The 13,606-nt window shown below is 64.2% G+C and carries 11 protein-coding genes; 10 read left to right on the top strand and 1 reads right to left on the bottom strand.

Features of this window, described 5'->3' with window-relative positions:
- Positions 1–7: 7 nt before the first annotated feature.
- Positions 8–1,249, bottom strand: coding sequence for an efflux RND transporter periplasmic adaptor subunit (locus ABE493_RS16470; protein WP_346499961.1), 1,242 nt, complete (start codon positions 1,247–1,249; stop codon positions 8–10).
- 482 nt (positions 1,250–1,731) lie between these two features.
- On the opposite strand from ABE493_RS16470, the gene ABE493_RS16475 reads away from it, so the two are divergent.
- The 10 genes from ABE493_RS16475 to aceK all read left to right on the top strand — a co-directional run bounded on the left by ABE493_RS16475 (position 1,732) and on the right by aceK (position 13,096).
- The gene (locus ABE493_RS16475; protein ID WP_346499962.1) at positions 1,732–3,051 is read left to right on the top strand and encodes an amidohydrolase; all 1,320 of its coding nucleotides are present in this window, start codon (positions 1,732–1,734) and stop codon (positions 3,049–3,051) included.
- Between the two features lie 44 nt (positions 3,052–3,095).
- Positions 3,096–3,959, top strand: coding sequence for a DUF4261 domain-containing protein (locus ABE493_RS16480; RefSeq protein WP_346499963.1), 864 nt, complete (start codon positions 3,096–3,098; stop codon positions 3,957–3,959).
- A gap of 80 nt (positions 3,960–4,039) precedes the next feature.
- Positions 4,040–4,849: an NADPH-dependent 7-cyano-7-deazaguanine reductase QueF gene (gene queF / locus ABE493_RS16485; protein WP_346499964.1), complete on the top strand. Its 810-nt coding sequence runs from the start codon at positions 4,040–4,042 to the stop codon at positions 4,847–4,849.
- A 99-nt stretch (positions 4,850–4,948) separates the two neighbouring features.
- A complete protein-coding gene (locus ABE493_RS16490; protein ID WP_057628025.1) occupies positions 4,949–5,251 on the top strand; it encodes a LysM peptidoglycan-binding domain-containing protein in 303 nt (100 codons plus the stop codon).
- Between the two features lie 48 nt (positions 5,252–5,299).
- Entirely contained in the window at positions 5,300–5,779 is a 480-nt protein-coding gene (locus ABE493_RS16495; protein WP_346499965.1) for a hypothetical protein, read from the top strand.
- Positions 5,780–6,554: 775 nt separating this feature from the next.
- Positions 6,555–8,786 carry an NADP-dependent isocitrate dehydrogenase gene (locus ABE493_RS16500; RefSeq protein WP_346499966.1) on the top strand — a complete coding sequence of 744 codons (2,232 nt, stop codon included), beginning with the start codon at positions 6,555–6,557 and terminating at the stop codon, positions 8,784–8,786.
- Positions 8,787–9,037: 251 nt separating this feature from the next.
- On the top strand, positions 9,038–10,012 hold the full coding sequence (locus ABE493_RS16505; protein ID WP_346499967.1) for a hypothetical protein: 975 nt from the start codon (positions 9,038–9,040) through the stop codon (positions 10,010–10,012).
- Entirely contained in the window at positions 10,009–10,557 is a 549-nt protein-coding gene (locus ABE493_RS16510; protein WP_346499968.1) for a GTP-binding protein, read from the top strand. Before ABE493_RS16505 ends, ABE493_RS16510 begins: the two co-directional genes overlap by 4 nt.
- Entirely contained in the window at positions 10,550–10,966 is a 417-nt protein-coding gene (locus ABE493_RS16515) for a roadblock/LC7 domain-containing protein (RefSeq protein ID WP_346499969.1), read from the top strand. The genes ABE493_RS16510 and ABE493_RS16515 overlap by 8 nt, the downstream gene beginning before the upstream one ends.
- Positions 10,967–11,365: 399 nt before the next feature.
- The gene (aceK, locus tag ABE493_RS16520; RefSeq protein WP_346499970.1) at positions 11,366–13,096 is read left to right on the top strand and encodes a bifunctional isocitrate dehydrogenase kinase/phosphatase; all 1,731 of its coding nucleotides are present in this window, start codon (positions 11,366–11,368) and stop codon (positions 13,094–13,096) included.
- Positions 13,097–13,606: the final 510 nt, after the last annotated feature.

The following is a 13,606-nucleotide window of genomic DNA, read 5'->3' on the forward strand; positions in this document are numbered from 1 at the left end:
CGGCGCGTCAGCGCGGCGGGCCACCCCGTCCACCACGGTTGCCCTTCTGGCTGGCCGCCTTGAGCTGTTCTTCAGTCGGTGCCGGCGGTGCCTGGCCCGGTGCCAGTGCATTGACCTTGCTGCCTTCCTTCAAGCGGAACTGGCCTTCGGTGACGACCTTGTCGCCGGCCTGCAGGCCCTTGCTGATCACCACGTGGCTGTCGTCGACCTGGCCGCCCTGCACCACATCGCGCAGGGTGACGGTGTTGTCGGGCTTGATCAGATAGACGAAATCGCTGGTGCTGCTGCGCTGCACCGCTTCGGCCGGCACCACCACCGCGCCGGGCAGCACGTTGAGCTTCATCTGCACGTTGACGAACTGGCCCGGCCACAGCGCATCGTTGGCATTGGGGAACTGCGCGCGCAGGCGGAAGGTGCCGCTGCTGCTGCTGATCTGGTTGTCCACCACCTGCAGCACACCGTCGGCATTGACCACGCTGCCGCCGCTGCGGTCCAGGGTGGCGGTCTGCAAGGGCGCCACGGTCTGTGCGCTGCGCACCGCATCGAGCTGCTGCTCGGGCAGGTTGAACAGCACGTAGACCGGCTGCAGCTGGGTGATGGTGACGATCGCGCTGCCGGCGCTGACCACATTGCCCGGATCGACCGCGCGGATGCCGGCGATGCCGTTGATCGGCGAAGTGATGCGGGTGTAGTCCAATTGAACCTTGGCCTGTGCGGCCGAGGCCTGCGAGGCGGCCACGGCGGCCTGGTACTGGGTCACCTGGTTGCGCAGCGTGGTCAGGTCGGTCTGCGCCACGAACTGGCGGTACTCCGGTGAGTTGGAGCGCGCGTAGTTGGACTGCGCGGTGGCCAGCAGGGCCTCGTTCTGGCGCTTGCTGGCGACGGCCTGGTCGTACTGGGCCTGGAAGGTGCGTGGGTCGATCTGTGCCAGCAGCTCGCCCTTCTTGACCGCCTGGCCTTCGCGGAAGTTGACGCTCAACAGCTCACCACCGACCTGCGGGCTGACGGTGACGGTATTGAATGCGCTCACCGTACCCTGCGCGGTCAGGTAGACCGGCACATCCTTCTTCTCGGCGGTCACCGCAGTGACTGGCACTGGATCCTTGTCCTGGTTGCCCTTGCCGCCCTGGCCCATGCTGGCTGCCGTACCGCCGGCCTTCTGCTTGCCGCCCCCCATTACCCGATAGCCGATACCGGCCACCAGCAGCACTGCAATGACCAGCAGTACGATCTTCCAGAAACGCGACATGCGGAAACTCCTGAGGAACCGATAAGGGGAGGCAATCAAGCCGCAGAGGATACCCCCGCGCATGTGCGCGTGGAGGCATGACCGATGGGCCACGCATACAGACCCGTGCAGGTGATGAACGTTCCATCGCCGCATCGGTTGACCTGGAGTTGTAGTGCCGAGCCATGCTCGGCAGGGACACTACCGGTATCGCATCAACCTGCGCGAACGTTGTAGGAGCGGCGTCAGCCGCGAAGCTGGCACAATCAGAACCGTAGTTGGCTTGTGATCTGACGGACCTTGAGCTTCGCGGCTGACGCCGCTCCTACATCCTGATGGGTCGTGCTGATGCGCCAGGGGAAGGCCCCTTGCCGAGCATGGCTCGGCACTACGGCGGATCACCATTCCGCTCTACCTACATCGTGTCGGTTCCCCGCCAGCGGCCGCTTGGCCCATGATGGGCCTACATTCACCCTGTCCCCCGTCTGGAAGGAGAGCTGTCGATGGCCCGTAAGACCGTGTTGCTGTCCGCTTTGCTGTGCGCCCTGGCCCCATTGGCGCAGGCCCAGGATGCCGCGCAACGGCCGGAGGTGGCCGCCGCGGCCAATCGCCTGCAGCAGCAGGTGGTGGATTGGCGGCGCGATTTCCACACCCATCCGGAACTCTCCAATCGCGAGGAACGCACCGCTGCCAAGGTTGCCGAGCGCTTGCGCGCGATGGGCCTGAGCCCGAAGACCGGGGTGGCCGTGCACGGCGTGGTCGCCATCATCAAGGGCGGCCTGCCAGGCCCGAAGATCGCCCTGCGCGCCGATATGGACGCGTTGCCGGTCACCGAGCAGACCGGTCTTCCGTTCGCCTCCAAGGCCACGGCCGAGTATCGCGGCGAGCAGGTCGGGGTGATGCATGCCTGCGGCCATGATGCGCACACCGCCACCCTGCTCGGCGTGGCCGACGCGCTGGTGGCCATGCGCGACAAGTTGCCGGGCGAAGTGATGCTGATCTTCCAGCCGGCCGAGGAAGGCGCGCCGCCGCCAGAACAAGGCGGCGCCGACCTGATGCTGAAGGAAGGCCTGTTCAAGGACTTCAAGCCGGAAGCGGTATTCGGCCTGCATGTGTTTTCCAGCGTGCAGGCAGGGCAGATCGCGGTGCGCGGTGGCCCGCTGATGGCGGCCTCCGACCGCTTCGGCATCACCGTCAACGGCCGCCAGACCCACGGCTCGGCACCCTGGAACGGGGTTGACCCGATCGTCGCCGCGTCCGATCTGATCGGCACCGCACAGACCATCGTCAGCCGCCGCGTCAATCTGTCCAAGCAACCGGCGGTGGTTACCTTCGGCGCGATCAAGGGCGGCATCCGCTACAACATCATTCCCGATTCGGTGGAAATGGTCGGCACCATCCGCACCTTCGATCCGGACATGCGCAAGCAGATCTTCGCCGACCTGCGCAATGTCGCCGAACACACCGCCGCCGCGCATGGCGCCACCGCCGTCACCGACATCTATGAGAAAGACGGCAACCCGGCCACGGTCAACGACCCGGCATTGACCGCGCGCATGCTGCCCAGCCTGCAGGCGGTGGTGGGCAAGGACAAGGTGTACGAGCCGCCGCTGCAGATGGGTTCGGAGGATTTTTCCTTGTATGCCCAGCAGGTGCCGTCGATGTTCTTCTTTGTCGGCTCGACCGGTGCCGGCATCGACCCGGCCACCGCGCCCAGCAACCACTCGCCCAAGTTCCTGTTGGATGAGAAGGCACTGGACGTGGGCCTGCGCGCGCTGTTGCAGGTCTCGCTGGACTATCTGCACGGTGACAAGGCGGGTTGAGTCCGGGTAGTGTCGGGGCTTACCTACAAGGAAGAAGGCGTCCCATGACAGCCAGCCTCGCCATGCTGCTGCAGTCGCAGCTCGACCCCAGGCTCACCGCCGAGACCCTACTCGCACAGATGCGCAGCGATTGGCCAGAGCTGGACCAATCGCTGCTGCGGCTGGGCGAAGTGCCGTCCGAGGGCGACGCCGGCGAGGGTGCCGAGGCGGACGATTCACCGATGCTGTGCCTGGAATATGGCGAGCATCTGATCGCGCTGATGCCCATCCCGGTGCAGATCGGCGATGACATCGCGCAGATCTGCGCACACAGCCGGCTGTGGCCCAACGCCACGCCGGCGCCGGTGGATTACGCCGCGCACACCATCGTCACCGTGATGCGGTTCGGCGATGACGGGCAGGAGCCCAACCTGGTCGCACAGGCTGCGCTGCTCAGCCAGGTAGTGGCCTCGGCCATTGCCGTGTCCGACAACAGCGTGGCGGTGTACTTCGGCAGCGCCAACCACGTGGTGCTGCCGGGCCTGTTCCGCGAACTGACCCAGGCCACCTTGCCCGAGCCGATGTCCATTGCCTGGGTGGCGATCAATGTCGGCCAGAACCCGCAGGGCGTGATGACCGGCCATACCCGCGGCATGGATATGCTGGGGCTGATGGACATCGAGATCCCCGCGACCGCGGATGCAGCCGAAGGCGTGTTCAGCCGGCTCACCGGCATCGTTGATTACCTGATCGAAAACGGCATGGTCATCAGCGATGGCGACACCCTGGGTGCGACCGACGCGGAGCGCATCCGCGTGGTCTACGGCCCTTCGGCGCTGGACCCGGAGCGGCAGGTGATGCGGCTGCAGAGCGAAGAAATAGCCCCGGCCAAATCGGGCAAGTCGTGGTGGGCACGGCTGCTGAACTGAATCCGCGGGCGGCGCAGGCTGGCCATCGAAAAACGCATCGGTATATCCGACGCTCAAGATGGCGCAATTACACTACGCCGATGAACACTCCCGAAAACTCCAGCCTCGGCCGCGAGGTCGACTATCCCCGTCACTATGACGCCAGTCTGTTGTTTCCGATCCCGCGCGCGGCCGCCCGCGCCGAGATCGGTCTGGGCGGCGAACTCCCGTTCGTCGGCGAGGACCGCTGGCATATCTATGAGCTGGGCTGGCTGGATGCGCGCGGCAAGCCCTGCGTGGACACCGCTACCCTGTATGTGCCGGCGACCTCGCCGAACCTGATCGAATCCAAGTCGCTCAAGCTGTACCTGAATTCGCTCAACGGGGCGCGTTTCAACCGCGCCGAGGCCGTGCGTGAGCGCATCGCCACCGATCTGTCGGCCTGTGCCGGCGCCGATGTACGGGTCGAGTTCGGCCTGCCACCGGTCGCCCAGGCGGCTGGCGAGAACATTGACCACCTGGATGTCGCCATCGACAGCTATGGGCCGCCCAATGCCGCCCTGCTGCTGGCCGACAGCCGCGCCGTGGCCAGCGAGACCCTGGTTTCGGCACTGCTCAAGTCCAATTGCCCGGTCACCGGCCAGCCGGACTGGGCCAGCGTCAGCATCCGCTACCAGGGCCCGCGTATCGACCGCGAAGGTCTGCTGCGTTATCTGGTCAGCTACCGCGACCATGCCGAGTTCCACGAACAATGCGTGGAGCGGATCTTCCTGGAGCTGAGCCAGCGCTGCCAGCCCATCGCACTGGAAGTGGAAGCCCGCTACACCCGCCGTGGTGGTCTGGACATCAATCCGCGCCGGGCCAGCCCGGGTTTGGCCGCCAGCGCTCCGATCCGCGACCTGCGTCAATAAACATTCAGCTGCGTACGCTGGTTTTTACGTTGGCGCGATGAAACCTTAACAGGCGTCGTGCAATCGTTGTTTCCAGTCAGTCACGGAGGAGCAGCCTGGATGAGCAGTACCGATAAGAAAGCCGATTTTTCCGGCGTCACCGGCACCGTCACCAGCACCGAGCAGGTGGTGGAGAAGGCAGATTTCTCCGGCGTCACGTCGACGGTGACCAGCACCGAAGAGATTGTCGGCGAGCAGCAGTACACGGTGCAGAGTGGTGACAACCTCTCCAAGATCGCCAAGAACCTGCTTGGCGACGGCAATGCGTGGAAGCGCATCTTCGATGCCAACCGTGATGTCCTCGATGACCCGGACAAGATCCGCCCCGGTCAGACGCTGAAAATTCCGGCGCGCCAGGGCTGATCCCTGCGCCGCCCGTTGCACACCTTCAAACCAGATTCGGAGCAATCCATGAAGAAGACTTCGCTTAGCAGTGCCCTGATGATCGCTGTGGTCGGTGCCGTGGCACTGGTTGGTTGCAAGAAGAAAGAAGAAGCCGCGCCGGCCCCGCCGCCAGCTGCAAGCGCCCCGGCGCCGATGGTTGAGTCGGCACCTGCCGCGCCGGTGCTTTCGGTCACCGCAGTGACGGTTGGCAATGCTGCAGCGGCTGACATGTCGGTGGCGCCGGTGGCCGTACTGGCCGCCAAGGACAAGATCATTGTTTCGGTCAAGACCAGCGGTACCGCCAGCAATGTGCCGGTGGCTGCCAAGTTGACCTATCAGGATGGGCAGGTGGCCGGTGAGCAGAACGCCACCCTCAATGCCACCGATACCGGCACCACCAACATCGAATTCGCCAACAGCAAGCCGTGGCCGGCTGGCAAGTACACCGCCGACGTCACCGTCGATGGCAAGGCTGCCGGCATGCCGCAGCAGTTCGAGGTGAAGTGAGCAAGGCGTTAGCCGGCGCAACTCTCTCCCGTCGGTGATACGCATGGGCGCAGCCGCCAGGCTGCGCCCTTTTTTTTGCAGGTTTTTCATCCGGGCATTCGCGTCGCGAGGAATCCGGTGCCAGACGCAAAGCAGCGGATTTTTCCTGTAGGAGCGGCGTAAGCCGCGAAGCAGGTACACCAGCAGATGACCGGGTTTGAGAACGCCAGCTTCGCGGCTTACGCCGCTCCTACAAACGCGACTCTCACAGACAATCAGCAGCCGCCGTAGCCCGGGTAAGCGCAGCGCACCCGGGGCTGTTGGCACGCAATCAGCGATTGCATTGGTTACCTGGTTCCCGGGTGCGCTGCGCTTACCCGGGCTACCTTGGGCCTGACGATGCGTCACTCTTCATTCAATCAAAAGGGCAGCTCCTGCTTGGCGGGCGCCGGATACCGCCGCGATATTGTTTACGCTGAGCACCCCCGTTCTGCGCACTGTCCAACGGGGTTTGGTGACAGCGGCAACGGTTGCAGCTGAGACCAGCGCCGCCTGTCAGGGCGCGAGCCAAGACAGCACAAGGGTTGCGCGCATTTGCCGTGGCGGGATACCGCGCTGACCCTACTTCCGCGTATGGTTTTTTTTGCCCGTACCGGCTGAAAACGCGACAATGTGGGGGTTTCCCACTCGGCAGCCGGGTAGGGACGTGTGCGCTGGCCCACTGGATGGCCGTCTGCCTGCTTCAACGCCGCTGCCATCCTGCCCCGCATCCGTCAGCAAGAGAGTTTTTGCCCCCATGTCGAATACGCCGAAGATCATCTACACGCTCACCGACGAAGCTCCGTTCCTGGCCACGCAGTCGCTGCTGCCGATCGTCGATGCCTTTACCGCGACCGCCGGCATCGCCGTCGAAACCCGCGATATCTCCCTGTCCGGCCGCATCCTGTCGCAGTTCCCGGATTTCCTGAAGGACGACCAGAAGGTCAGCGACGACCTGGCCGAACTGGGCGCGCTGGCCACCACGCCGGAAGCCAACATCATCAAGCTGCCGAACGTCTCGGCCTCGGTGCCGCAGCTCAAGGCCGCGATCAAGGAACTGCAGGACCAGGGTTTCATCCTGCCGAACTACCCGGACGCGCCGACCGATGACGTGTCGCGCGACATCCAGGCGCGCTACGACAAGATCAAGGGTAGCGCGGTCAATCCGGTGCTGCGCGAAGGCAATTCCGATCGCCGCGCACCGCTGTCGGTCAAGAACTACGCACGCAAGCATCCGCACCGCATGGGCGCCTGGTCCGCCGACTCCAAGTCGCACGTCGCGCACATGGACGGCGGTGATTTCTACGGCAGCGAAAAGTCGGCCACGCTGGCCAATGCCGGCAGCCTGAAGATCGAGCTGGTGCAGAACGATGGCAACACCGTCGTGCTGAAGGCAAAGACCGCAGTTAAGGCCGGCGAAATCGTCGATGCCTCGGTGATGAACCGCAAGGCGCTGGCTGCCTTTGTCGATGCGCAGATTGCCGATGCCAAGGCGCAGGGCGTGCTGTTCTCGCTGCACCTGAAGGCGACCATGATGAAGGTCTCCGACCCGATCATGTTTGGCGTCGTCGTCGACGAGTTCTACAAGGACGTGCTGGCCAAGCACGCCGCTAGCCTCGCCCAGATTGGTTTCGATTCCAACAACGGCATCGGTGACCTGTACGCGCGCCTGTCGCAGCTGCCGGAAGCCGAGCAGGAAGCGATCAAGGCCGATATCGCCGCCGAATACGCCAAGCGCCCGGCCGTGGCGATGGTCAACTCGGACAAGGGCATCACCAACCTGCACGTGCCGTCGGACGTGATCGTTGACGCCTCGATGCCGGCGATGATCCGTGACTCCGGCAAGATGTGGAACGCCGAAGGCAAGCTGCAGGACACCAAGGCAGTGATCCCGGACCGCTGCTATGCCGGCGTGTACCAGGCGGTGATCGAAGACTGCAAGGCGCACGGCGCGTTCAACCCGTCCACCATGGGCTCGGTGCCGAACGTCGGCCTGATGGCGCAGAAGGCCGAAGAATACGGCTCGCACGACAAGACCTTCCAGATCGCCGCCGATGGCGTGGTCAAGGTCAGCGATGACGCCGGCAACGTGGTGTTCGAGCACGCGGTCGAAGCCGGTGACATCTGGCGCATGTGCCAGACCAAGGACGCGCCCATCCAGGATTGGGTGAAGCTGGCGGTCAGCCGTGCACGCCTGAGCAACACCCCGGCGCTGTTCTGGCTGGATGCCAAGCGCGCCCACGATGCGCAGGTGATCGCCAAGGTTGAGACCTACCTCAAGGACCACGACACCAACGGCCTGGACATCCGCATCCTGTCGCCGGAAGAAGCTACCGCTGTGTCGCTGGAGCGCATCCGCAAGGGCGAGGACACCATCTCGGTGACCGGCAACGTGCTGCGTGATTACCTGACCGACCTGTTCCCGATCCTGGAGCTGGGCACCAGCGCCAAGATGCTGTCGATCGTGCCGCTGATGGCCGGCGGCGGCCTGTTCGAGACCGGTGCTGGTGGTTCGGCACCCAAGCACGTGCAGCAGTTTGTCGAAGAGGACTACCTGCGCTGGGATTCGCTGGGCGAGTTCCTGGCCCTGGCCGCGTCGCTGGAACACCTGGGCCAGCGTTACGACAACAAGGGTGCAGCCGTGCTGGCCAATGCCCTTGATGCCGCCAACGGCAAGTTCCTGGACAACGACAAGTCGCCCTCGCGCAAGCTCGGCGGCATCGACAACCGCGGCAGCCACTTCTACCTGGCCATGTACTGGGCGCAGGCCCTGGCCGAGCAGAACGAGGACGCCGCACTGAAGGCCAGGTTTGCACCGCTGGCCGAGCTGCTGACCAGCAACGAGCAGAAGATCGTCGACGAACTGGCTGCAGTGCAGGGCAAGGCCGTGGACATCGGCGGCTACTACCGCCCGGACCTGGCCAAGGCCGGCCCGGCGATGCGCCCGAGCGCCACGCTCAACGCCGCCATCGCCAGCCTCAAGGCCTGAGTGATGTGAAGAACGACGGCTGCTTACGGCAGCCGTCGTTACGCTTTGAAAGCCTGTCTCCGTCATGGAGGCGGGCTTTTTTGTTTTCGTGTGATGACGGTGTGTAGCTACGACCAATGTCGGGTGCCGAAAGGACCACCGAAAAATCGAATTGTGGGTCCAATCACCCTTTCACATGCGGCTTCTGGCATAGCCTCATTCGACACGTTGGGAATCGCATGATGCGGGCGTGTCAAAAAGGGGAAGAGGGCATGACCAGGGTGCTGGTAGTGGGCTCGGATACCCGAGAGGAGCAGACGCTCCTCGGGCGATTAAGGGAAATTGCAGGATTGCCGCCGGAAGCCTTGCAGCGTTGTGTGGATCTGGACCAGTGCGACTTGTTGTTGGTACGCGATACGCCGGCGCTGCGCAGCGCCGCCAGGCATATGGCCAGCAAACGGCCGACGATGCGGCTGTGGCTGCATGATGATGACGGTGCCGTGCATGATGGCCGCAGCAGCAATGTGCTGCACCTGGACCAGGCGCAGATTCAACGCGCGTTGGCACCGCCAGACGCGCCGGTCGAGGAGGACACCGACGGTCTGTATCTTGCCAGCGGCGCCAAACAGGTCACCCGCCTGCTGCGCCGTCGGCTGCAGGAAAAGCATGGGCGCGCGATGCTGTCGCTGCAGGGTCAGCCACAGCTGCTGATTGATTTTGAACACGACCAGATGGTGCCGCTCTACCAGCATCCTGCAGATGGGCCCACCCTGGCCCAACAACTGGGCGATGTATTCGAACTGCTGGCCTTGCAGGAGCTGTCGCTGGCGCGTTTCGACGCACTGGCCGACAAGTTGTCGCGGCAGCCGCTGCGGCCGCTGCTCTGGCAGATGGCGCAGTTTGGCGACAACTGGACGGATTTCGACCGCCGCCTGCAGCAACACGCACAGGTAAGCCTGCTGCGCTGGCCGGATTTCCGTGTGCTGGCACATCAGCACGATGGCTTCCGGCTGTGTTCGCTGCTGCTGAAGAAACCCTGCAGCCTGGTGGAGTGCACACAGTTGCTGGAGGTGGACATCAACGCAACCCGCGCCTTCATGCGCTCTGCGTATCTATGCGGTTATGCAGAAGTACGGGTGCCGGAAACCGCTCCAACACCGCCCAACGCGCCCGTCAAAAACAGCGCCAGCACCTTGCTGGCGCGGATGTGGCGCAGTGTCCGCCAACGCACGGGTATACATGCATGATCGAACACAAGGTAGTGATTCTGGGCGCCATGGGGGCAGGCAAATCAACCTTGGTACGCGCCGTTGCCGGCGGCACCGTCATTGATACGGATGTAATCAATACCGACACCAGCTCTGCCAAGCTGGCGACCACGGTGGCGATGGACTATGCCGATGTGAACCTGCCCAACGGCGACCGCCTGCGCCTGTATGGCACGCCCGGCCAGGAGCGCTTCTCCTTCATCTGGCCGGTACTGCTGCAGGGTGCACGCGGCGTGGTGATCCTGGCCGATGCGTCCAGCCCGGATGTGGCGCAGGAAATGGAGCGTTACCTGCTGGCATTGCGCGAACATGCCGCGAAGGTGCCGGCGGTGATTGGCGTTTCAAAATTCGACCTGGTGCCGGATGTGGACCTGGACGCCTGCCTGCTGCAGGCACAGAAGACCGCCGGCAGGCCGCTGCCGCTGGTGCCGTTTGATGCGCGCTCGGAAGATGCGGTGATGATGTTGATGGACGTATTGATGGGCGAAGTCGAGGCGGCCGCGTTGGTGGAAGATCATGTCTGAGGTGAAGGGAATGGCATTGTTGGAAGACTGGGAAGTCAAAGCGCTCGACATCAAACTGCAGGAATTCGCCAATTCGGTCGATGGCGTGCGTGCGGCCGTGGTGGCCAGCGTTGACGGCTTCGTGCTGGCACAGGCGGCAACCCAGTCCTCCAGTGGTGAACGGCTGGCGGCAATGACCAGTGCGATGCTGGCGCTGGCATCGGCGGTAGGCCGCGAACTGGCCTTGGGCACGATGGACGTGCTGATGCTGGAGGCCAGTGAAGGCAAGGTGCTGATGCAATCCATCCCGCTGCCGCGTGGCTCGCTGTTGTTGATGGCCGCCTGCGGCCAGCGCAGCGTGATCGGGCATGTGCTGTGGAGCGCGCGCGAATGCGGCCGCAAGATCCAGGCGGAATTGTCGGCGGAGTGAGTGCTGGGGCAGTTGCTGCGGGTGGAATTGCTGCTGGCAAGGCAAAAGCCAGAGCAAAGCCAAAGCCAAAGCCAAAGCCAGAGCTGAAGCCGAAGCCGAAGCCGAAGCACCCCTCCCCAACCCTCGCCTTTGCTGCGCAAAAGGGAGGGGGTGAAGCAGGTGCTCGCGCCACCAGCGGTGGCCACGCTCCGCTCCCTCCCTTGCGCACAGCGCAGGGGAGGGCTGGGGAGGGGTGCCTTTGGCGCGAAACACATAATCCAGGACCCGTCCCACCGCCCAGGTCTGTCCCCGACAGCATCCGGTGTCGTATGGTCAGCGGAACTCTCCGGTGTTCTTCCGCATGCGATCAGCCCGTACCTGCATTGACCCCGCACCTCGGCAGCGTCAGCGCACGCCGTCATGACCGGGTCGGTTACCGACAGCCCCTTGTCTGCCCGTATCGCCAGCTGCATTGCGCAGGGTTTCGAGGACTACCACCGCGCATTCGCCCAGATCAGCCGGCGCGCGCGTGAGCGTTTCCAGCGCCGCGATTGGGCCGCCGCCAAAGCCGACGCGGTCGAGCGTATCGAGCTGTACGACCTGTGCGTTGCGCAGTGCCGCGCGCAGCTCGATCAGCTGTTGCAAGATGCAAGCGATGCGCAGCCGCTCTGGCAACAGGTCAAGCAGCACTTCGCTGCGTTGATCGACAGCCGCATCGATGGCGAGCTGTACAAGACCTTCTACAACACGCTGACGCGCCGCCTGTTCGCCACCCATGGCGTGGACGACCGCATCGAGTTCATGGCGTTGGATATCGAACCCTCCGATGCCATCACCCACCCGGTGGCGCGGCATGTCTATGCCGTCTCCGAGGCACGACCGGTCGAGACATTCGCGCGCTTGCTGGCGGACTATGCGTTCGAGCTGCCATACCAGCATCAGCTGCGCTGCGCGGCGGCCATCGCGGTGCGGCTGCAGGATGATCTTGCGCACTGGGGGCCGCATCCGGTGCGTGCGATCGAGTTGCTGCAGACCGTGTTCTACCGTGAGCGCCGCGCCTACCTGGTGGGCCGGGTGTTCGGTGAACACCGGTTCTCGCCGTGTGTGATTGCCCTGGTCAACGACGGCGACGGCATACGCGTGGAAGCCGTGCTCAGCCGCCGCCGCGATGTGGCGCATCTGTTTGGTGTGTCGCGCAGTTATTTCCAGGCCGATCTACCAACCGTGGCCGATGCGGTGGTGTTCCTGCGCAGCATCCTGCCGGGCAAGCCGGTGGATGAGATCTACACCGTGCTGGGCCGCGCCAAGCAGGGCAAGACCGAACGCTACCGCACGTTTTTCAGTCACTTCCAGCAGCACGACAATGAGCAGCTGGTGCATGCCGATGGCACGCCCGGCATGGTGATGACGGTATTCACCCTGCCCAGCTACCCGCTGGTGTTCAAGTTGATACGCGACCGTTTCGCCTGGCCCAAGACGATGAGCCGGCAGGATGTGGAGGACAAGTACGCGCTGGTGTTCAATCTCGATCGCATTGGTCGCCTGCTGGACGCGCAGCCGTACCGCTATCTGCGCTTCCCGCAGCAGCGCTTCGCGCCGGCTTTGCTGCAGGAATTGATCAGCCAGTGCAGCCACAGCGTGCGCATCGATGGCGACGAGGTGGAGATTGCGTTGTGCTACGTGCAGCGACGGTTCCGGCCCTTGAATCTGTACCTGCGCGAGCAGGGCGCCGAGGCCGCACGCGCGGCGGCGCTGGATTACGCGCAGGCGATCCGCGACATGGCCTGCAACAACATCTTCCCCGGCGACATGCTGCTGAAGAACTTCGGTGTGTCGCGGCATGGTCGCGCGGTGTTCTACGACTACGACGAACTGTGTCTGCTAACCGAGTGCAACTTCCGCCACTGGCCGCAGCCGCGTAGCGAGGAAGAGGCGATGGCGGCCGAGCCCTGGTTCCATGTCGCCCCCAACGATGTGTTCCCGGAGCGCTTCGGACTGTTCATGGGCTTGCCCCGGGCTTCACTTGAACTGGTGCAGGAAAAATTCGCCGAGCTGTTCGACCCCGACTGGTGGCAGGGGCTGCAGGCCGGGTTCCGACAAGGGCTATACCCGGATACCCCGCCGTACCCGCGAGCGCTGCGCCTGGCGTGAAGTCGAGCGACCGTCTGGAAATGCTTGTGCTGTAGCTGGCGTGGGCATGGCCGACCGCAACACCGGCCCGCGCCAGCTGACACTGCTGCAAGGCAGCTGAAGCGCGATGCAAGGGTAGTGCCGAGCCATGCTCGGCAGAGGCGTTACCGGCAATGCCAGATGTAGTGCCGAGCCATGCTCGGCAAAGGCGTTACCGGCAATGCCAAATGTAGTGCCGAGTCATGCTCGGCAGGGGCGTCACCGGTAAAGCCCCAGCCGAGCATGGCTCGGCTCTACAGGTGCGGCGGCGCTGTGGGAGCGGCGTAAGCTGCGAAGCCGTTGCTGCAACAGGCAGCGAAGAGCCACCCCTCCCCAACCCTCCCCTTGGCCTTCGGCCAAAGGGAGGGGGCGTAGTGCCGAGCCATGCTCGGCAAGGGCGTTACCGGTAATGCCAAATGTAGTGCCGAGCCATGCTCGGCAGGGGCGTCACCCGCCATGCCAAATGTAGTGCCGAGCCCAGCGCGGCAGGGG

It is taken from the genome of Stenotrophomonas terrae, from assembly GCF_039674165.1.
Lineage (GTDB): Bacteria > Pseudomonadota > Gammaproteobacteria > Xanthomonadales > Xanthomonadaceae > Stenotrophomonas > Stenotrophomonas terrae_A.

Coding starts and splice junctions, on each gene's coding strand:
- ABE493_RS16510 (WP_346499968.1), top strand. CDS start 10,009: ATGATCGAACACAAGGTAGTGATTCTGGGCGCCATGGGGGCAGGCAAA.
- ABE493_RS16475 (WP_346499962.1), top strand. CDS start 1,732: ATGGCCCGTAAGACCGTGTTGCTGTCCGCTTTGCTGTGCGCCCTGGCC.
- ABE493_RS16495 (WP_346499965.1), top strand. CDS start 5,300: ATGAAGAAGACTTCGCTTAGCAGTGCCCTGATGATCGCTGTGGTCGGT.
- ABE493_RS16505 (WP_346499967.1), top strand. CDS start 9,038: ATGACCAGGGTGCTGGTAGTGGGCTCGGATACCCGAGAGGAGCAGACG.
- ABE493_RS16490 (WP_057628025.1), top strand. CDS start 4,949: ATGAGCAGTACCGATAAGAAAGCCGATTTTTCCGGCGTCACCGGCACC.
- ABE493_RS16500 (WP_346499966.1), top strand. CDS start 6,555: ATGTCGAATACGCCGAAGATCATCTACACGCTCACCGACGAAGCTCCG.
- ABE493_RS16480 (WP_346499963.1), top strand. CDS start 3,096: ATGACAGCCAGCCTCGCCATGCTGCTGCAGTCGCAGCTCGACCCCAGG.
- ABE493_RS16470 (WP_346499961.1), bottom strand. CDS start 1,249: ATGTCGCGTTTCTGGAAGATCGTACTGCTGGTCATTGCAGTGCTGCTG.
- queF (WP_346499964.1), top strand. CDS start 4,040: ATGAACACTCCCGAAAACTCCAGCCTCGGCCGCGAGGTCGACTATCCC.
- ABE493_RS16515 (WP_346499969.1), top strand. CDS start 10,550: ATGTCTGAGGTGAAGGGAATGGCATTGTTGGAAGACTGGGAAGTCAAA.
- aceK (WP_346499970.1), top strand. CDS start 11,366: ATGACCGGGTCGGTTACCGACAGCCCCTTGTCTGCCCGTATCGCCAGC.